Source organism: Photobacterium profundum (assembly GCF_003026285.1).
GTDB classification, from domain to species: domain Bacteria; phylum Pseudomonadota; class Gammaproteobacteria; order Enterobacterales; family Vibrionaceae; genus Photobacterium; species Photobacterium profundum.
On record NZ_PYOD01000009.1, the window covers coordinates 68030 to 88242 of the forward strand.

The 20213-nt window shown below is 41.2% G+C and carries 12 protein-coding genes; 10 read left to right on the forward strand and 2 right to left on the reverse strand.

Annotated elements, in window-relative coordinates; translation table 11 throughout:
• Window positions 1-64 precede the first annotated feature (64 nt).
• Window positions 65-2911, reverse strand: a complete 2847-nt coding sequence (locus tag C9J48_RS18785; protein WP_006232245.1) for an Ig-like domain-containing protein — start codon at window positions 2909-2911, stop codon at window positions 65-67.
• Between the two features lie 406 nt (window positions 2912-3317).
• Window positions 3318-4670 carry a molecular chaperone gene (gene yegD, locus C9J48_RS18790; protein WP_006232246.1) on the reverse strand — a complete coding sequence of 451 codons (1353 nt, stop codon included), beginning with the start codon at window positions 4668-4670 and terminating at the stop codon, window positions 3318-3320.
• A gap of 176 nt (window positions 4671-4846) precedes the next feature.
• Here yegD and C9J48_RS18795 point away from each other — a divergent pair, with 176 nt between their 5' ends.
• The 10 genes from C9J48_RS18795 (at window position 4847) to C9J48_RS18845 (ending at window position 20068) form a co-directional block, all read left to right on the forward strand.
• Window positions 4847-5470, forward strand: a complete 624-nt coding sequence (locus C9J48_RS18795; protein ID WP_006232247.1) for a thiol:disulfide interchange protein DsbA/DsbL — start codon at window positions 4847-4849, stop codon at window positions 5468-5470.
• Window positions 5471-6031: 561 nt separating this feature from the next.
• The gene (locus C9J48_RS18800) at window positions 6032-7117 is read left to right on the forward strand and encodes a porin (protein ID WP_006232248.1); all 1086 of its coding nucleotides are present in this window, start codon (window positions 6032-6034) and stop codon (window positions 7115-7117) included.
• A 290-nt stretch (window positions 7118-7407) separates the two neighbouring features.
• Window positions 7408-8475, forward strand: a complete 1068-nt coding sequence (locus C9J48_RS18805) for a porin (RefSeq protein WP_006232249.1) — start codon at window positions 7408-7410, stop codon at window positions 8473-8475.
• Between the two features lie 421 nt (window positions 8476-8896).
• Window positions 8897-11047, forward strand: coding sequence for an adenosylcobalamin-dependent ribonucleoside-diphosphate reductase (locus tag C9J48_RS18815; RefSeq protein ID WP_006232250.1), 2151 nt, complete (start codon window positions 8897-8899; stop codon window positions 11045-11047).
• 20 nt (window positions 11048-11067) lie between these two features.
• The gene (locus C9J48_RS18820; RefSeq protein ID WP_006232251.1) at window positions 11068-11775 is read left to right on the forward strand and encodes a TSCPD domain-containing protein; all 708 of its coding nucleotides are present in this window, start codon (window positions 11068-11070) and stop codon (window positions 11773-11775) included.
• Window positions 11776-12305: 530 nt separating this feature from the next.
• Window positions 12306-13964, forward strand: a complete 1659-nt coding sequence (locus C9J48_RS18825) for a putative transporter (protein ID WP_006232253.1) — start codon at window positions 12306-12308, stop codon at window positions 13962-13964.
• Window positions 13965-14361: 397 nt separating this feature from the next.
• Window positions 14362-16047, forward strand: coding sequence for a methyl-accepting chemotaxis protein (locus tag C9J48_RS18830; protein ID WP_006232254.1), 1686 nt, complete (start codon window positions 14362-14364; stop codon window positions 16045-16047).
• Window positions 16048-16232: 185 nt separating this feature from the next.
• A complete protein-coding gene (locus C9J48_RS18835) occupies window positions 16233-17240 on the forward strand; it encodes a LacI family DNA-binding transcriptional regulator (protein ID WP_006232255.1) in 1008 nt (335 codons plus the stop codon).
• 164 nt (window positions 17241-17404) lie between these two features.
• Window positions 17405-18868 carry a Na+/H+ antiporter NhaC gene (gene nhaC / locus C9J48_RS18840; protein ID WP_006232256.1) on the forward strand — a complete coding sequence of 488 codons (1464 nt, stop codon included), beginning with the start codon at window positions 17405-17407 and terminating at the stop codon, window positions 18866-18868.
• A gap of 27 nt (window positions 18869-18895) precedes the next feature.
• Window positions 18896-20068 carry a MalY/PatB family protein gene (locus C9J48_RS18845; RefSeq protein ID WP_006232257.1) on the forward strand — a complete coding sequence of 391 codons (1173 nt, stop codon included), beginning with the start codon at window positions 18896-18898 and terminating at the stop codon, window positions 20066-20068.
• The last annotated feature ends 145 nt before the right edge of the window (window positions 20069-20213 follow it).

Genomic DNA, 20213 nt, shown 5'->3' on the forward strand with positions numbered 1-20213 from the left:
TTTGTTGGTTTTTTCTAACATCCTGAAAATGGGCTTTACGGTGATAAACCACTTACAGTGCTAGTTATTTATTTACATCAATCATTTCATTGAAATATGCAACTTGCTCTGTCATTGAAAGACTTTGATTATTAGACCCTAACGCCCAGATAAAGAAGCCACCGTACCCTTGCTCTTTTTGCCATTGTGCACGAGCAATGTTTTTCGCTCGGGACTCAACAAAATTACCATTTGGTCCCCACTGGCTATTAATCGTATTGCCTAATACTACTTTTGATTTATCACCAATGTATTGAGCATAATTTGCCATCGCAACGTCATAAAGGAAGTTTTCACCGGCGTCGTAAGTCATCACATTAAAGAAATCAAATTTGTCTTTAGTTGACTGAAGTAACGAGATAACTTCACCATGGTGTGATGAGCGTGCCGGTTCAATATACGAACAATTCTCATATACTGATGCGTTTTGACACTCCAGCGGATCTGCGCCAACATGATAAGTGGTTAATGATAGTAACTTCTCATCACCAATTTCCTGACGAATAATGTCGATTAATAATTCAAGATTTTGATTTTCTGCTTCAGTAATACGAGCAGCTTTCTCGAAGTCAAAATCCAAACCATCGATCTGAACATAACCAGCTAATTGGTATTTATTGTAGTCACAATTACCCGACCAATCTTCAGCTAAACATTCGCCCACCACCTCTTCCGGTTTTAACCCTTTTTTATAAACAGGGAATGGGGTGTGAAGTAATTCAACTAAGCTAGTAGCAATTGCCTCTCGTCTTTGTGGTGTATCTAAATAAGACCAAATACTTTCGTATGTTTGCCCACCGAATGCGACTAGCATTGATGTTTCAGGACGGTCAAAATTTAGTTGTGTCCATGCTAAGTAGTTTCCTGCCATCCAATCTTCATTGTATTCAGGTACAGCTACCATATTATCGGATATCGATACATTGCCGCCAGCATCCCACTGACCAAAAGACAACAAATATCCATCACCGTTTGATGCTTGAAGTGCTTTAGGATCGTCAAGCCCCCACGATGTTAAATAACTGATTGAGCGATCAGGGTTATTGCCTAGATCATTCCCCATCGATTTTTCTTTAATCTCGATATTTGACGTTGCTGACTGCTGTTCCTGATTTTGGCTATTGGTCGCTTTAGCATAGATTTGGTAGTTACCAACTTGCGCACCAACCCAATCATATTCGTACGGCGCATCTACATCTGTATTTAGCGCTATACCATCAGAATAAAATACAACCTGGGTAATCGTGCCATCAAAGCTTTCTGCATCCGCTGTCAACTTGACGCTTCGTCCTTCATAGAATTCTGAGCCATCTGCTGGCGAAGTAAGGCTCACTACTAATTCTTTGTCAGTAACAGCAATTGCTACTGGCGCAGTTTCTGAATGTGCGTTTTGGTCATCATACGCAACAGCCGTTAATAGGTACTGCCCTTCTGGTTGTCCCGGTACCACTAGCGTGTATTCGTTGCCTTCTGATGGTTCAGTGGTGGTTGCTACTTTATTACCATTTAAGTGTGCTTCAACACGCGTTACTGCTGTATCATCCGTGGCTTCAACAACAACATTGAATGTCTGATTAGGTACAATACGATCTCCCGCTTGTGGCGATAGTACATCCACATTTGGGGTTGGGTTTACATCACACTCACCAGTTTCATCCCATGCGTCTTTCCATGCGTCAGGATAATCAGGGTGTCCCGTGCCAGGTGCCCAGACAGGATTGCCACACCAACCCGCCACTTTACACGAAAAAATCTCGCCGATATTCGTCACTTCATCGCCAACTTGATAGCTTTCACCATCTTTATATTGAGGTACATCACCACAACTTGAACCTGACGCGGTAATGGTAACTTGAATATTTTGATTTGCCGTATGATTTTCAGCATCTTTAGCTTCAATACGAAGTTCAGCAGAACCCGCGGCTTCTGGCTGCCAATCACAAGCAAAGTCACTCACAACATTCGCATCAAAATCGCAGATTTTCTTTTCGTTCGCAAAGAATGTTACCGAAGCAAGATCATCATCTTGATCTGTTACGTTCGCTGAAATATTAATGACATCTGTTTGCTTATGCGTCGAGCCATTCGTTGGTGTTATAAACTCAATAACTGGCGGATTGGGTGACGTTGACGACGACGTTACATTAACTTGAACTTGCTGCTCTTCCAGTTTTACACCGCTGTCATCAAAAGCCATAACGAATATATTCGTTAAGCCAATTTCAGAGGGTGTCCATGTGTGTTGGTAACTCTCAGTATCATCAGTGATTGGCTGTTTACCAATTTCTTCAGAATTCACCCAAAATGCAATATTTGCAGCCCCTTCACCACTTACATTGGCTTGAATCAGTACCGTGTCACCAGTAAGCAGCTCAGCACCAGACACCGGAGATTGAATATCAATCGATATCTCTGGTAAACCGGTGCCCTCTGTGATGACTTTGACACTATTTTCAAAAGCAGCCATGTCACTAACTTGCCCGCCAAAAGCAACAGTTAACGTAAAGGATTCACCGGGCTCTAATTGCGTATCGACCCAGCTTCCTGATGGAAAAAGAATACTTACATTATGCTTAATACCATTCGAATCTGGTTCATGAGTCGTGGTTAGTGTGGGATAACTTAATGCGTTTGATGTCCAATTCACATTATTGACAGCCTGAGGCAAAACAAACTGCACCACAGCATCAGTAAGGTCGATAGTTTTACTAGCACTATTCACCAACTGTATTTGATAAGAGCTCCAACTTTGACTTTCAGAGGTCGCGTTTATATCTGTATTAAATTCGTTTGCAATTGCACTCGCCAAAGGTGACATTGCAAAACCTGCACAAAGCATCGCTATGCCAAAAGGCTTCCATTTATAATTCATTCTTCATCCTCGTTTTCGCTGCTTTAAGCTAAAATCCCTTCGCGCTAATTCATCATGTATGACATCACAACGTTGCTGATACTCTCACTCACGATGTAGCACGGAAATCATAATTCCAAGAATGAAAACAAAGGGCTAATGATATTTGGTGATAAAAAACATCATAAGAAATGACATTATATATTGGCGTTTTATGATGAATTTATTTTCTGAAAAATAGAAAAACTGTGAAATTCAGCCAAAACATAATTCTTGCAATTCTAATTCTCGTCAAAAAAATCTGATGTTTTTAACGGGTTTTTATCGCAGGTTTATACCTTGTAAATTACGTCAAAAAAAGCCGATAAGCGGCTTCTCATCATCGCTTATCGGCTTCATTCTATACTTACGCTATAAATTAATTACTTTAGCGATAACAATGTTCTGCCCAGCGGGCTAATCCTGCAGTAACAGAACCAAAATAACTACCGCTGACCACTGGTACATTCGGTAACTGTTGTTCGATACTGGCGCGTAATATAGGTGAACGCGCAGTGCCACCCGTCATATAGATTAAGTCTGGTTTTTTACCCGATTGGCTTACGGCTTCAGTCACCAATTCACTCATCTTGGCTTTTGGTGTTTCAATGGCTTCTGCCATCTGATTCTGAGTAATCGAGACTTCTAGCAACTCAGACAAAATATGCATTTGTACCTGACTGCTTTTGGCTTCAGATAAGGCAATCTTACTTTCTTCTGCTTTTCTTACGATATGATAGCCTAGCGTATCGTGATAGGCATGAATCAGGCGTTTCAGTTTTTCAGGTTCAGATGCATCACGGCGAAGTTGATCTAAGGTACGTATATTTGCAGAACTATAGAAATCTGTTTGGGCGATAACGTTATTAATGGCAATTGGGTTCCAAAATTGGCTAATTGGCATATCGATACCACGCAGCGTTTTACTGCCTAATCCAAACAGCGGCATTAATTGGTTAAAAGCTAAGTGGATATCTAAATCATTGCCGCCAACACGTTGACCACTATGTGCAAGTAAACTAGCAGTACGATCTGCTTTGCCGCACCAATCTGGACCCATTTCAATCAATGAACAGTCCGTTGTACCACCACCGATATCAACCACCAAAACGGTTTTATTTTCTGTTAATGTACTTTCAAACTCTAATCCTGCGGCTACGGGTTCAAATTGAAATTCAATATTGTTGAATCCAGCTCGCTTTGCCGCTTGCGTTAGAATAGATTCTGCTTGCTCATTGGCGCGTTCGCCGCCAGTACCTTGAAAATTAACAGGTCGTCCAATAACTGCATCTGTAATTATTTTCTGAGTTGTCATTTCGGCTTTGGTTTTAATGTTACTCATCATGGCGCAAACAAGATCTTCAAAAAAGCTTATCTGTACATCACGTAACCCATTAGCACCAAGAAAAGATTTAGGGGATTTGACGTAATACACTTCTTCAGGATCTTCGAGATACAAATCCAATGCCGCCTGACCAAATTGTAAACCCCCTTGTTCAACACGAATATCTTCTTCGCGGTTCATAGCAATCGCGCGGCGAAGTACTTGCTCACCGACAGTGTTAAGCGGAGATATACCCATATGGCGGTATAAGTGTTCACTAACGGCTTCACGAGTTGGAGCACATAAAGTAGAAGGTATGTACTGATTACCATTTTCTAACGGCAACATACGTGGCTGCCCTTGCTCCATCATTGCAACTGAGCAATTTGCTGTCCCGTAATCAAATCCGATGTACATCCCGAGTCTCCACTTAGAAAAAGGTCGGCGATTTTATACTGATTTATCTATAATACCAAGAGACTTTGACTGAATATCTCTACGAGATAATGCTCAAATTTGATTTAAAATCAGTTATTTTTTGCACGAACAGGCATAATCACCCCTTCATAAATAACCAGACAGACAGATTAACTATGAAACAGTATTTAAAACCCGCTTTTGCTTTACTATTTGCCATGGTCACCTTAGTAGGTTGCAATGACACGAACACCCCTAAAGAAGGTGATAAGTACACGCAAATATCAACGCCAATCTCTGATATGCCAATGGTTGTTGAAGTCTTTTCTCTATCATGTGGACATTGCCGCAGCATGGAAACTATGTTGCCAGAGATTAAGAAACAGGCTGGTGTAAATATCGATAAAGTACATGTGACGTTTAACGAAAGCGCACAGATTGCAGCTTATATTTTTTATACAGCCTCTATACAAACAGATGGTAAGCCTAGTGATAAGCTGATGGAGCAATTATTCGCTTATACGCAAGACACGCCAGAAACGGCAACAGAAGTAGAAAAGAAAGCGATCTTAGAAGAAATCTTTACATCAAATAATCTACTTAGTCCTTATGGCTTAAGTGAAGAGCAACACAAACAAGTGTATAAAAAAATGACGGAAGCTGAGTCTATCGTTGCAAACTCACAGTTAGCATCTGTACCAGCATTTATCGTGAATGGTAAATATATAGTACAAAGCGATGCACACCAAAGCTTGGATGAGATGGCAGACACCATCAAATACCTAACAACGCTGAATTAATACCAACCAATATTGTTATCGACAAGTTACAATGTAACAAATAACAAGGTGGTAATGCGTATTAACACATCTAAGCCAGCATATTAATGCTGGCTTTTTTTACACCAATAAACGATGTAACAAAGCTTGAGAGCCTTATTTCTCCCCTCGTTCACTGCAGCTTACCATCTAAGCCGAAAAAACCAATGTACGTAAATTGAAGACATGTAAATTTAACCCAAAATACACATGTAAAACACGTGATATCTATATCGAAAATAACCCACTAATGATTTAAGTATCAACAAATTAGAACCAAACCTTTGTTTTAATAATCATTTTTCACATTTTCATCTAAATAATCCTTTAATTTTAGAAGAATTAATACCTATGAATCAAGATGCACATACAGCTTAACTTGTTGAATTAATGTTAATTAATAGCATCTAAAACTCATGAAATCTAAAATTTACATTTTCTTTACAACGTTTTACTTACGCGAGTTGCTTTTTACGCTTTAAATAGTTTTACGCATTTGGAGTAAATGCTGTAACAACATGAATATTTAAAGGAATTATAATAATGAATAAGAAAATTATCGCATTAGCGGTGGCAGCAGCAGCAGTAGTTTCAACAGCAACATCAGTTTCAGCAGCAACAGTGTATCAAGATGGCGCATCTAAAGTGACTATCGGTGGTCGTTTAGCTGTTCGTGCTGAATATACTGAAAGTGTGAATGATCAAGACAGTACAACCAAGCTAGAAAACAACAGTTCACGTATTAACTTTGGCTTTGAGCATGAAATGGTTCCAGGCTGGATAGCTGGTGCTAAAGCAGAATGGGGCTACGATGCACTCGCTAGTGGCAGCCAAGAATTCAGTAACCGTTTAGGTAATGTGTACTTCCTTAACGAGCAAGTGGGTACAATTACACTGGGTAAACAATGGTCAACGTACTACGACATTACCGCTTGGACAGATGTGTTCTGGATCTATGGTGGTGAAGCCTCTGGTACGTACGATGGTCGTGCAAACGAAGATGGCCATGGTGATTCAGGTACTGGCCGTGCAAACGAGGCGTTATCATACCGCAAATCAATTAATGGTCTGAATATTGGTGTGCAATACCAATTTGAAGGCGATGATATTAAAACAGGGCTTAGCACAACGCACCGTGAATACGGCCTGCAAAGTGCCCTATCGTACGACTTTGATTTTGGTATAAGTCTAGGTGGTGCATACAGCCTTACAAAGTATGAAGGCCAAGCCGACGATAAAACATGGACATTAGGTGCTTTATACCAATCAGATATGCTTTATGTTGCGGGCCAATACGGTCAATATGAAAACCACACAAGTGTAAATGGCAACCTGAAAGGTGTAACTAATAAAGCAGGTGTTAGTGGCGTTGCTGAAAATGCAACTGGTTACGAATTCATTGCAGCTTATCTTGTTAACGGTGGTGAGTACCAAGTATACGGTGGTTACAACGGTCTAGAAGATGATGACACTAAAGCAGAGTACTCATATGGCCTAATTGGTGCTGCATGGACACCAGGTAGCATGATTTTCTCTGCTGAATATAAGTTAGGCGTAACAGATAAAGATAACTTAGGTAACGATTCAGGTGCTGATCAATTTGCAGTGCTAGCGCGTTACAACTTCTAAGCTATACCGAACCGAATCCACTTTTATTATTTTGCTTGATTTTGGCACTCTTTTGAGTGCCTTTTTTAATTACAAATCTTTAAATATAGCTCATCAACCTATTACTTCAAATTATATATTCACAAACTAACCATCACGCACGATAATGCTTATTTCCTAAATATTTACGTGATTCTGATTACCTTTTTATGAACATCCGGACTAGAGTTTATTTCACGAAGTTAGTGGCATTTTTTTGCCACGAATGCTTCGAGGAGTAACAAAATTATTCTAGTTAAGGGATGACAAAAATGAATATGAAATTCATTGCCATCGCAGTGGCAGCAGCAACTGTTTCAATTCCAGCTTCAGCAGCAACCGTATATCAAGATGACAACACAGTATTTAACGTCGGAGGTCGAGCAGAAGTTCGCGGTAATATTTCAGATGCAAATAAAGAATTTGATGATACTGGCGTCGAAACCAACGACAGTACATACAAAGATAAATCTCGCGTTCGTTTAACTGTCGATGGCAAACAAACATATAATTCAGACATTACTTTCGTCGGTAAATATGAATTTGAGCTGACAGAAAAAACAGATGGCGGCTCTGATGATGTAGCAATGAATACTCGTCACTTATATGCTGGTGCAGAAACCAGTTTTGGCGATATTTTTTATGGTCACCAAGTAAATGCCGTTACCTACCTTACCGACTGGACGGATGTCGCCGAAACATTCAGTGGTTACACCAATGAATATAACGTGGCAACAGCTGACCGAGCTAAAAATATGCTCCGTTACGCGACAACCACCAGCTATGGCTTAACATTCCAGGTTGATGGTAATTTCAACTCAGATCAACAAAGTGATGGTTATGGTGCAATTGTTGCGTACGAACTACCCATTGGATTAGAGCTTGGTGCTGGCTATGCCGCAAGTGATCAAACGTTTGATCAAACAATAACCACGCTTGATAGTAGCGGTGATCCAATCACAACACCTACTTACGAAACTGACTCATCAGACACTTATCTATTAGCTGCTAAATATGCCAATGATGGGATCTGGCTGGCAGCCATGTACCAAGGTGGTGATATTTCGTTCGATGGCACCAAAGATTCTGATTTCAGTGCCGTAGACCTGTACGCAGGTTACTCATTTGGCGATAACACCGTCAACATGACATATAACTATTACTCAGCTGATGACATTGGAGCGTTAGATATCGACTTCATCGGTATTGAATATGCGCGCTATATGGGCAGTGTCGCTCTCTTTGGTAGCTACAAGTTCAATTTACTTGATGAAGGCGAAGGTGGTGAAGGTGATAATGACGAAGATGAATTACAGCTTGGTTTACGCTACGGCTTCTAAATCTACTGCATTTAATCACAGTCGCATTTGATAACAGTCGCATTTGAAAGCACTCATACCTGAGTGCTTTTTTAATCTGTTTTATCTCGTCTGAATATTATATTTTTTGTTTCAAAAAACTCTTCTAATCACACCTTTTCCTCTCGACATTCTGTATTATTTCCTCTGCCATTTATCGGCAAGGCACAGTTATCAAACATTGAAAAAACAAGCCCGATCGTTTCATGTAACACTATACTTACAATCGCAGATATAGTGGCTGTCAAGACTAGAAGATCATCATATATTGTGTTTTCATCTGTCGCCTCAACATAAGAGGCAACCACGTATTGGCTCTTAAACACACATAATGCAGTCTGGATGACGCATTAAACCGTGTCTGTTGTGCTTGAATTACAACAAACATAAAGGTGCATTCATAATGGCGAAAACCTCAACAGCTTCTGAAGTATCTCAAACAATCGATATTGCATACCAATCTACCTCTATGGAGATCTGGAACAGTAAATATCGTCTCAAGACTAAGCATGGAATCGCTATTGATGAGACTGTGGATGATACCTTCAAACGTGTTGCTCGCGCGTTAGCTGATTTAGAAAAAGATAAAGTCAAAGAACACTGGTACAACGAATTCTTATGGGCGCTGCGTAACGGTGCTATTCCTGCTGGTCGTATCACCTCTAATGCAGGTGCTTTTGAACACAAACCTGCCACCTCAACCATTAACTGTACCGTATCAGGCACTATCGAAGATTCGATGGATGATATTTTAGGTAAAGTTCACGAAGCGGGTCTTACCTTAAAAGCAGGTTGCGGTATTGGGTATGATTTCTCGACACTTCGCCCACGTGGAGCTTTTGTTTCTGGCGCTGGGGCTTATACATCTGGCCCACTGTCTTTCATGGATATCTATGACAAGATGTGTTTCACCGTGTCTTCAGCAGGTGGTCGTCGTGGTGCGCAAATGGGCACCATGGATATTCGCCATCCAGACATTATCGATTTCATTCGTGCTAAGCGTGAAGATGGTCGCCTACGCCAATTCAATTTATCTCTATTAATTTCTGAAGAATTTGTTCAAGCAGTTAAGAACGATAAAGACTGGAGCCTTGTCTTCCCAGTAACGGCAAAAGAAGCGAAGCAAGATAAGCTTGATCTGCATACTGATTCTTCAATCATGTGGACAGATTGGCCGCTGACTGAAGGTTTAGTGGAAGACAAAGACGGTCGAGTTGCATGTAAAATCTACCGCACCTTACCTGCACGCAAGTTATGGAACGTTATCATGACGTCAACCTATGACTATGCTGAACCAGGATTCATTCTGATTGATAAAGTAAACCAGATGAACAACAACTGGTTCTGTGAAGAAATCCGTGCCACTAACCCTTGCGGTGAACAGCCTCTTCCACCTTATGGTGCGTGTCTTTTAGGTTCTATCAACCTCACAAAGTTTGTGCGAGATCCCTTTACGAATACCGCAGCATTTGATTGGGATGGTTTCCGTCGTGTCGTTGCTATTTTTACGCGTATGTTAGACAACGTAGTAGAAATCAATCAGCTCCCGCTTGAAAAGCAACGTCATGAAATTATGCATAAACGTCGTCACGGTATGGGTTTCTTAGGGCTGGGCTCTACAACAACCATGCTAACGCATAAATACGGTAGCGCAGCATCTATTGCCTTTACAGAACAAGTAGCACAAGAACTTGCGATCTCGGGCTGGAAAGAAGCCCTAAGCCTTGCCAAAGAAAAAGGTGCAGCGCCTGTCATGGATCAGGTGTTTACCATAACCGCTAAAATGATGCGTCAGCGCCCAGAAATGGCAGATGACGGCATCAAGGTAGGTGATAAAATAAAAGGTAAAGTACTGCATGCCAAATACAGCCGCTACATGCAGCAAGTTGCTGAAATTGAACCTGAGCTGATAGAGGCATTATCAACAGTTGGGGCACGTTTCACCCACCATAGTTCCATTGCGCCAACAGGTACTATTTCATTATCCTTAGCGAATAACGCAAGTAACGGTATTGAGCCAAGCTTTGCCCATCACTACAGCCGTAATGTTATCGTTACCGGTAAGAAAACAAAAGAAAGTGTCGATGTGTATAGCTTTGAGTTGCTTGCCTATCGCGAGCTAGTGAATAGCAAAGCAATGCCATACAGCACAGATGAAGAAACTCAACTGCCAGAATATTTCATTACCGCAGATGATATTACACCAAGCCAACATGTAGATGTTCAAGCAGCAGCTCAACGCTGGATTGATTCTTCAATTTCCAAAACCGCCAATATACCAACAGACTTCCCTTTCGAAGACTTTCAAGATATTTATATGAATGCCTACGATAAAGGTTTGAAGGGGTGTACTACTTTCCGCTTCAATCCTGAAGTATTCCAAGGTGTACTCGTAAAAGAGAGCGACCTTGAAAATACAACTTACGTTTTCAACTTAGAAGACGGCTCTACAATTGAAGCTAAGGGCAACGAAGAGATTGAATACGACGGTGAAACACACACCGCAGCCAATCTTTACGATGCGCTTAAAGAAGGTTACTACGGTAAGTATTAAGTTAGAAAGGTTATACACTCATGGTTCAGAAAATTAGCAGTAAAATCGTTGGCTTTAAAGTAAAAAGCCAAGAGCCAGAAGTACAGGCAGAGCCAGTACAACCTGAAGAGATTGTTGAGTACATGCATGAAAACATGCCTCGACCTGACATTCTTTTAGGCACAACCTACAAGCTGAAAACGCCAGAGCACATCTCTGAACATTCATTGTTTATTACCATCAATGATGTGGTTTTAAATGAAGGTACAGAGCATGAAGTACGTCGCCCATTCGAGGTTTTCATTAACTCGAAAAGCTTAGAGCACTACCAGTGGATTGTTGCCCTAACCCGTATTATGTCAGCCGTATTCCGTAAAGGTGGAGACTGTACTTTCTTAGTAGAAGAATTACGTTCAGTGTTCGATCCAAAAGGCGGTTACTGGAATAAAGGCAAATATGTGCCCTCTTTAATTGCTGAAATCGGTAATATTATCGAGCAGCACTTAACGAAGATTGGCATGATGGGCGCACCTGAAGTGGATGTACACCAGAAAGCATTTTTAGATGCAAAAAAAGCTGAGCTTGCAGGCAAAGTAGCTGAAGACAAAATGGCTGAAAACGCTGAGTCTGAAAGCAATGGCAGTTTTCCGCCAAGTGCCACCTTATGCTACAAGTGCCACACTAAAGCAATGATTATCAAAGATGGTTGCCAGACCTGCTTAAATTGTGGCGATTCTAAATGCGGCTAAGTGCTTAGTATCGTTACGTAATGAATAATCACCACACGAAAAGGGGCTTTTAAGCCCCTTTTTATCGATCCTTATTGGTTCATCGCTCCATTCCAGCACCACACCCACCCATTTACCACCGCGAAATATAAATAAAACAAAAAAACAACACACCCACAACACAATCACATCTGATCCATCTTTATCTTGGTTAACCGCACATTTATCAGCCTATACACTTAAATGTATGATAAATATGCGCTATTAATATGAAACATAGACACAGAAAGCGAGATGTTATTGATTAATAAAACAATTAAACTGACTTATCTAATAATAATAAAAACACAAATAATATAGGCAGCCAGTTCATTAATTGAAAAGCCGATCCACCAGCTGTAGGCATCAACTCCCTATTCACTCCTTTCACAAAAGTGAAATCTGTCCTTACTGAGTTCCTCTCCACTACCCCTGGCGCAGACTTTTTTACCGATTTTTTCGGCGAATAACTATCGCAACGATTTTGTTTAATAAAAGCTAGGAGACTCACTATGAGTGATATTGCACTATCTATCAGCATATTAGCGCTGGTTGCAGTGCTGGGCTTATGGATTGGGAATTGGCGTATTTGTGGTGTTGGATTAGGGATTGGCGGGGTGCTGTTTGGCGGCATTTTTGTTGGTCACTTTACTGACTCATGGGGCGTAGCTCTCGATTCACATACCTTGCACTTTATACAAGAATTCGGGTTAATACTTTTTGTGTATACCATTGGTATTCAAGTCGGACCAGGGTTCTTTGCTTCATTACGAAGTTCTGGTCTTAAACTCAATGCTTTTGCTGCATTGGTCGTTTTACTAGGCTGCATTGTTGCTATCGGTTTATATAAAATATTTGATGTTCCATTACCTGTTATTCTCGGTATTTTTTCGGGTGCTGTCACTAATACCCCCTCACTTGGTGCTGGTCAGCAGATACTCACTGAACTTGGTGCACAAGAAGGTATGCTTGACCTAACAGGCATGGGCTATGCCGTTGCGTACCCTTTTGGCATTTGTGGAATTTTATTAACCATGTGGATTTTACGCTTGGCTTTTCGTGTCAATGTTGACAAAGAAGCGGAAGAGTTTGAACTCCAAAACGGTCATAAAAAACAAAACTTACACACCCTTAACGTTGCGATTCGTAATCCCAATTTAAACGGTTTACAGCTTAAAGATGTGCCAGCACTAACTGAAGGTGACATTGTTTGTTCGCGCTTAAAGCGGGGCGAGAAATTACATGTTCCCCGACCGGATACGCGAATTGAAACGAATGACCTACTCCATTTAGTCGGGGCTAAAAATGCCCTCGAAAAAGCACGCTTAGTGATTGGTGACGTTGTAGATGCATCGCTATCAACCCGAGGAACAGATTTAAGGGTTCAGCGATTAGTGGTAACCAATGAAATCGTTTTGGGTAAAAAAATTAGCCACCTTGATCTCAAAGAAAAATATGACGTTGTGGTATCACGCTTAAACCGATCTGGTGTTGAGTTAGTACCGACAAGTCAAACGACATTACAATTTGGTGATATTTTAAACCTTGTTGGGCGCCAAGAAGCCATTGAATCTGTTAGTGGCATTGTAGGTAATGCCCATCAAAAGTTACAACAGGTACAAATGCTGCCAGTATTTGTGGGCATTGGTTTAGGGGTTTTATTAGGGTCGATTCCTTTCTATTTACCGGGGTTTCCAGCCGCAATTAAACTTGGCTTAGCAGGCGGACCGTTACTTGTCGCACTTATACTTGCCCGTATCGGTAGCATTGGTAAGTTATATTGGTTTATGCCACCCAGTGCTAACTTGGCATTACGAGAAATGGGTATTGTACTATTTCTTGCCGTTGTTGGACTAAAATCTGGTGGTGGCTTTGTTGATACACTCGTAAACGGTGACGGTTTAAGTTGGATGGGCTACGGTATTGTTATCACCTTAGTACCTCTACTTACTGTCGGATTTCTAGCTCGCATTGTGGGGCAGCTTAATTACCTTACTATCTGCGGCATGCTTGCGGGCTCAATGACCGATCCACCAGCTCTTGCTTTTGCCAATGGCTTACATCCAACAAGTGGGGCTCCAGCGCTATCATACGCAACAGTCTATCCATTAGTGATGTGTTTGCGAATACTATCACCACAAATACTCGCCTTATTATTATGGGCAGTTTAATGCATATTAACTAAATCGATAAACATAAGCATAAAAGTCACAATACGTGACTTTTATGCTTTTATTGCAATGCAAAACCTAAATCGAAAAATTATTTAGGATTTATTTGTATTTAAATTTGAATATTAACTTTGCTGCATTTGTTTATAAATAGAAGCAAAGTCACACTTTTAATAACAACAAATATCGCCAACGAGACATAACACATTGATTGCCTAGTAAAGTACATATAAAAGTTCAGATTAATAGCCTCTACAATATCCACTTATATTGAGTGGTTATCAGGGGTAGCAGTATTTAATCGTAAACTTTCAACACAACCTGCCGATATTGATTATGGACATAGAAGAGAGTCAAACCATTATAAATATAAATACGAAACAGGATCCATATTATTATGAACAAACTCAATTTAAAGAGCAAATTACTGCTGCTCAGCTTGCTACCAGTGTTTATTATCATGAGTGTCGCGATTGGCATTGTTCTTAATTTAGAAAACAAAGCATTAGATGAACAAGTAGATCACTTCAATAATAAATTAATAAGCGAACGAAAAAGTCAGCTTAAAGATGCAGTAATCATTAATAAACAAGTTATTGAGGCTCTTTTATCAAGTAATGATAATCAAAACTCTGTACTCAATGAGATTAGAGAATTATTAGAACCCATGCGCTTCGCAACGAATAACTCAGGCTATATATTCATTTATAGTAGTAATGGTGACAACATTGTTCATGCAGCAAATCCAAGCTTGCAAGGTAAAAACTTCAGTGGATTAACCGATCCTAGCGGCATTAAGATATTAACAGAACTAGATAACGCGGCTAGAAACGGAGGGGGGTTCGTTAATTACAGTTACGCAAAACAAGGTAGCCCGACACCACAGCCTAAACTCAGTTACGCCGCTTCAATTAAAAACACAGACTGGTTCATCGGTACGGGTGTGTATATTGATGATATTAACAACGAAGTCTCTGAATACCGTTTAGCGGCTAAAAATGAAATGAATGAGCGTTTTAATATTGTCCTACTCACTTCTGGCATTTTAAGTCTATTGACGATTTTTTCGATCATTTTCACTGCGAATCGCATTACACGACCTGTACAGAATATGGTTGAAACATTGAATGATATTGCCGACGGCGAAGGTGATTTAACCCGCCGCCTTGATATTAATGGTCATGATGAAATTGCGCAATTAGGTAACGCGTTCAATCGCTTTGCCACTAAATTACAAAGCATCATCCGACAAGTCTCCACAGTAACCGATCAAGTATCCGGTGCTGCGGGCAATATTCACAACCAAACAGCCAGCCTTACTCGCCAGCTCCAAGAACATAACAACGAAACAGAACAAGTTGTTACCGCTGTTACTGAGATGAGCTCAGCGGCAAGTGAAGTGGCAATGAATGCGAATGAAGTTTCAAGCGCAACCAGTGATGCAAGCCAAGATTCTATCGTCGCCCAACAACGTGTCGACACATCTGTTATTTCAATCTCTGCATTGGTTGAAGAAGTCGATCAGGCAGCACAACATATTCATTCATTAAACCAGCAATCTCAAAAAATCGATAACGTATTAAAAGTGATCGGTGAAATTGCAGAGCAAACTAACCTACTCGCTTTAAATGCCGCAATTGAAGCCGCACGGGCTGGCGAGCAAGGTCGTGGGTTTGCTGTCGTTGCCGATGAAGTGCGTGGCCTTGCAAGCCGTACGCAATCTAGTACCAAAGAAATAAAAGAAATGTTAGATGAACTGCATCGATTAGTGTCGCAAGCAGTCACCTCTATGGATCATAGTCAATCAACCTGTACTGAAGCGGTGGATGCTGCAAATTTAATTACAGATAGCCTTTCTTCTGTTACGGGCGCAGTTGAATCAATTAATGACATGACAAGTCAAATCGCGACGGCTGCAACAGAACAAAGTTCGGTCACAGATGAAATCAATCGTAATATGGTGTCTATCCAAGATATCGTGACCGATTTAATTCATTCGAGCAGCGACTCTGAAAAAATAGTTATTGAGCTTAACCATGCCGGTAGTGAGCTGAAAAGTTTGGTTGGGCAGTTTAAAGTATAAATACATCAAATATTTATACGCCTTTCACGCTAAGTGGCAGCCTTTAGGTTGCCACTTTTATATTCAACCCTTTAAAAATCAGCCTGTGATCTCTCTTCGAGCTTTTGATGCAACTAACATTTTTGCACTGATAATCTATGTAAACTGCCGCACACTTTCAGTATCACGATAAATGAACCACTTTTATGGCAACGATTAAAGATGTGGCAAAACTGGCAGGCGTCTCGACTGCGACAGTCTCTCGAGTAATCAATAACACCACATATGTTGAACCCGTCACCCAAGAGCGCGTTCAAAAAGCAATGAAAGAACTGAACTACCACCGTGATGCTAGAGCTGCAGCATTAGCCAGCCGTTCTAACAACACCCTCGGCTTATTAACTGGCAATCTTGCCGATCCATTCTTTGCATTAGTCGCCAAAAGCGTCGAAGAAGTCGCGCGTTCACAAAACTGTCAGCTTGTTGTGGTCAGCGGTGGCCATAATGCCCAACGAGAAAAAGAAGGCTTAGACTTTCTGATCAGCCAAGGCTGTGAAGCCATGGTAGTACACTCAAAAATGCTGGATGACACGACACTGCTTCGTTACAGCGCTCAACTACCCGCCATGGTATTAATCAACCGTACTATTCCTCAGCTTGCTCATCGGGCAGTTTGGGTCGATAACCGTGCAGGAGCAGCTAAATCCGTCGACCATTTGATAGCATCAGGTCATCGCAAAATTGCTTGCGTTACCAGTGACCTCCCTATTGAAGATCGAACAGAACGACTTGAAGGCTACCGCCAAGCAATGGCGTGTGCCAATCTCACCATTCAATCTAATTGGATTATCAACCAGCCCTTTAGCGAAGAAGGCGGAGAAGTCGCAGGAAAACTTTTGATCAAGCAATGCCCAGAAGTAACAGCCGTCGTCACATTCAATGATGTAATGGCGGCAGGCTTAATGGCAAGCTTGTATGAGCAAGGCTATAAAATCCCGAATGACTATTCCATCATCGGCTTTGATGATGTGTTATTAGCACGATACCTCTACCCTCGCCTTTCGACTATGCATAACCCTATCGATTTAATGTCAACTCATGCCGCAAAATTAGCATTACAACTACGAGAGCAGAGTGAAGTATTACCTTCGACCAACCAATTTGATGCCAATTTAATATGCCGCCAAAGCGTTTCTATACCCCGAGAAGCTTAAAACCGTGATCAGGTTCAAATGTGAAGATCTCATGTAACCGCTTACATGAAACGGATACATAAGTCTCATTTTACCCAGTGTGTACCTCTTATTATGGCTATGTTGAAACAACCTACGATTATAAAAAAACTCTGTACGACTTTACTTTTTAAGAGGACAAATCAATGACGAATAATAAGCCTCTGCCATCTTTAGCATTAGCGATTGCACCTATCGCTGTTATGTTTGGCTTACTCGTGATCGGCTACGGCATGCTGGGTTTACGCATCGAACCACTATTACTTATCTCTGCCGTGTTCACGGGCGGGATAGCCTATAAAATGGGGTATAACTGGGATGACATCATGGCCGCTATCGTTGAGAAATTAGCGAAAGCCATGCCTGTTATTTTGATTCTCGTTTCAGTGGGCGGCTTAATTGCTAGCTGGATGGTGAGTGGTACGATTCCTTTCATGGTGTATTGGGGCTTAAAAGTCATTAGTCCTGAGTACATTTTGATTGCTGCGTTCTTCGTGACTTCAGTGGTATCAGTATGTACGGGTACTTCTTGGGGCTCTGCCGGTACTGTCGGCGTTGCATTAATGGGGGTAGCTGCTGGGCTTGATGTCTCACTCGCTGCTGCTGCAGGTGCAGTGGTATCTGGCGCATACTTCGGTGACAAACTATCACCACTTTCTGATTCAACCAACTTCGCACCCGTTGTATCTGGCACGACGCTTTACGAACATATCCAACACATGCTTTATACTACGATTCCAGGCTTTGTTATTGCCTCAATCGTGTTCTTTATTGCTGGTCAACATGGCGATGTCGCCAATGTCAGCGAACCTCAAAAAGTTATCGATATTCTTGCGGGTATCGAAAGTCTTTATAACCTGAACATTATATTAGCCCTGCCTCCTGTTCTGATTCTTTGGGGTGCAGTAACTAAAAAACCCGTTCTTCCTCTTATGCTAACAGCATCTGCATTAGGACTTGGCTTGGGTATGGCTGTACAAGGATTTAGCCTACAGCAAGGTTTTCAAGCATACGTTGATGGCTTTAACATCAGCATGCTAAGTGATAACGGTCATGCTATCGATGGTCTAGTACCTGATATTGCAAAGCTACTTAATCGTGGTGGTTTATTCTCGATGATGAGCACTATCTTACTGGTATTTTGTGCTTTCGCTTTTGCAGGTATTTTGAGCCTGACAGGTGCACTGAATGTTGTGCTTGGTCGCTTCTTACACCTTATTCGCACTACGGGTCAGCTAATTCTATCTACCGTTATTGCAACCATTACAGTGGTATTCACCACATCTGACGGCAAGCTTGCACTGTTAATTCCGGGGGAGTTATTCCAAGACGCTTATCGCAAGATGGGCTTAGACACCAAAAACCTTTCTCGTACATTAGAAGATGCAGGCACGATCATCGAACCATTGGTTCCATGGACTGCAGCAGGTATCTATATGGCAAGTACATTAGATGTACCAACACTTGATTACTTACCGTGGGCAGTTCAGTGCTACACCGGTGTTATCTTCGCGATTATCTATGGTTTCACTGGCTTTGGTATCGCTAAAGCGAAGCCGCTCGATACAAAAGAACAGTCAGTAAATATGTCTCCAGCTGACGTTAAATAAATTAAAAAGCAAAATAAGGTAAACGCAATGACTACACATTTTGATCAAGTAAACGATCGCCATAATAGTGGTTCATTGAAATGGGATTTCATGGAACAAAAGCTCGGATTACAAGAAAACGGGCTACTACCAATGTGGGTTTCAGACTACGATTTTAAAGCGCCACCAGCGGTGCTAGAAGCATTAAATACCCGCATTGAACACGGTATATTTGGCTACGCTGAACGCAATAGCGAGTACTACCAAGCCATTATTAATTGGTACAAGGCTCGACACAACGTCACGCTACCGCAATCTTGTATTACCACCGTGCACGGCGTGTTACCTGGGTTGTCTATCGTTATTCAGATGCTCACCAATACTGGTGATGGCGTCGTAATGCAAACACCGGGCTATGGTTCATTTCGTAAAATCACAGAGCTGAATGATCGTCATATTATTGAAAATCCATTAACCGAAAAAAATGGTTATTACACCATGGATTTAGACCATCTCGAGTCATGCTTTAGCGCTGGTGCTAAAGTAATGATTTTGTGTAATCCGCATAATCCCGTTGGGCGAGCTTGGTCAGAAAGCGAAATGATAACGGTTGCTGAGCTATGTAAAAAATACAATGTATGGCTATTAAGTGATGAGATCTGGGGCGATTTAACGATGCCGAATCATTGTTACTTCTCTGCCCTATCTTTACCGAATGAATTACAACAACAATTAGTAGTAGCGACAGCTGCAAGCAAAACGTTTGGCTTATCATCAATGCGAATATCTAATTTCATGATTCCAAATGAAACATTACGCCGCCAGTTTACACGCCGTTTAGACTCACATGGCATGGATGTCTATAACAGCATGGCAATGTGCGCGGCAACGACAGCTTATCAAACATCGGCGCAATGGTTAGACGAATTAAAAAACTACTTACAAAGCAATATTGAGTACCTTGATACGTTTATTGGCACTCAATTACCGATGCTAAAATTTCAACAGCCGGAAGCTGGTTATTTGGCGTGGGTTGATTGTCGTCAATTAGGTTTAGATGATAAGCAATTAGAAAAGCAGATGGTCAGCGCTGGCATTGTACCAAGTATGGGCATTGCATTTGGAGAAGATGGAAAAGGCTTTATACGCCTTAACCTTGGCTGCCCAAGAACAACGCTCATTGAAGCCTGTCAACGGATAAAGCAAGCACTGAACAAATAGAATCGAGCCAGTTAAAGTAAGGCCGTTTATATATGGCAGCTAATTTAGTTGCCATTTTCCATTCTGTTCCCACTATGCCCAGCCTCGCATCACTAATAACTACAAATAGTTTCACTCGATAGCATCACAATTCAGTCATCTTTGA

What these genes read in the sequence shown, in the direction of transcription:
- C9J48_RS18785 (WP_006232245.1), bottom strand. Translation starts at nt 2,911, where the DNA reads ATGAATTATAAATGGAAGCCTTTTGGCATAGCGATGCTTTGTGCAGGT.
- C9J48_RS18795 (WP_006232247.1), top strand. Translation starts at nt 4,847, where the DNA reads ATGAAACAGTATTTAAAACCCGCTTTTGCTTTACTATTTGCCATGGTC.
- yegD (WP_006232246.1), bottom strand. Translation starts at nt 4,670, where the DNA reads ATGTACATCGGATTTGATTACGGGACAGCAAATTGCTCAGTTGCAATG.
- C9J48_RS18825 (WP_006232253.1), top strand. Translation starts at nt 12,306, where the DNA reads ATGAGTGATATTGCACTATCTATCAGCATATTAGCGCTGGTTGCAGTG.
- C9J48_RS18835 (WP_006232255.1), top strand. Translation starts at nt 16,233, where the DNA reads ATGGCAACGATTAAAGATGTGGCAAAACTGGCAGGCGTCTCGACTGCG.
- C9J48_RS18830 (WP_006232254.1), top strand. Translation starts at nt 14,362, where the DNA reads ATGAACAAACTCAATTTAAAGAGCAAATTACTGCTGCTCAGCTTGCTA.
- C9J48_RS18845 (WP_006232257.1), top strand. Translation starts at nt 18,896, where the DNA reads ATGACTACACATTTTGATCAAGTAAACGATCGCCATAATAGTGGTTCA.
- C9J48_RS18800 (WP_006232248.1), top strand. Translation starts at nt 6,032, where the DNA reads ATGAATAAGAAAATTATCGCATTAGCGGTGGCAGCAGCAGCAGTAGTT.
- C9J48_RS18815 (WP_006232250.1), top strand. Translation starts at nt 8,897, where the DNA reads ATGGCGAAAACCTCAACAGCTTCTGAAGTATCTCAAACAATCGATATT.
- C9J48_RS18820 (WP_006232251.1), top strand. Translation starts at nt 11,068, where the DNA reads ATGGTTCAGAAAATTAGCAGTAAAATCGTTGGCTTTAAAGTAAAAAGC.
- nhaC (WP_006232256.1), top strand. Translation starts at nt 17,405, where the DNA reads ATGACGAATAATAAGCCTCTGCCATCTTTAGCATTAGCGATTGCACCT.
- C9J48_RS18805 (WP_006232249.1), top strand. Translation starts at nt 7,408, where the DNA reads ATGAATATGAAATTCATTGCCATCGCAGTGGCAGCAGCAACTGTTTCA.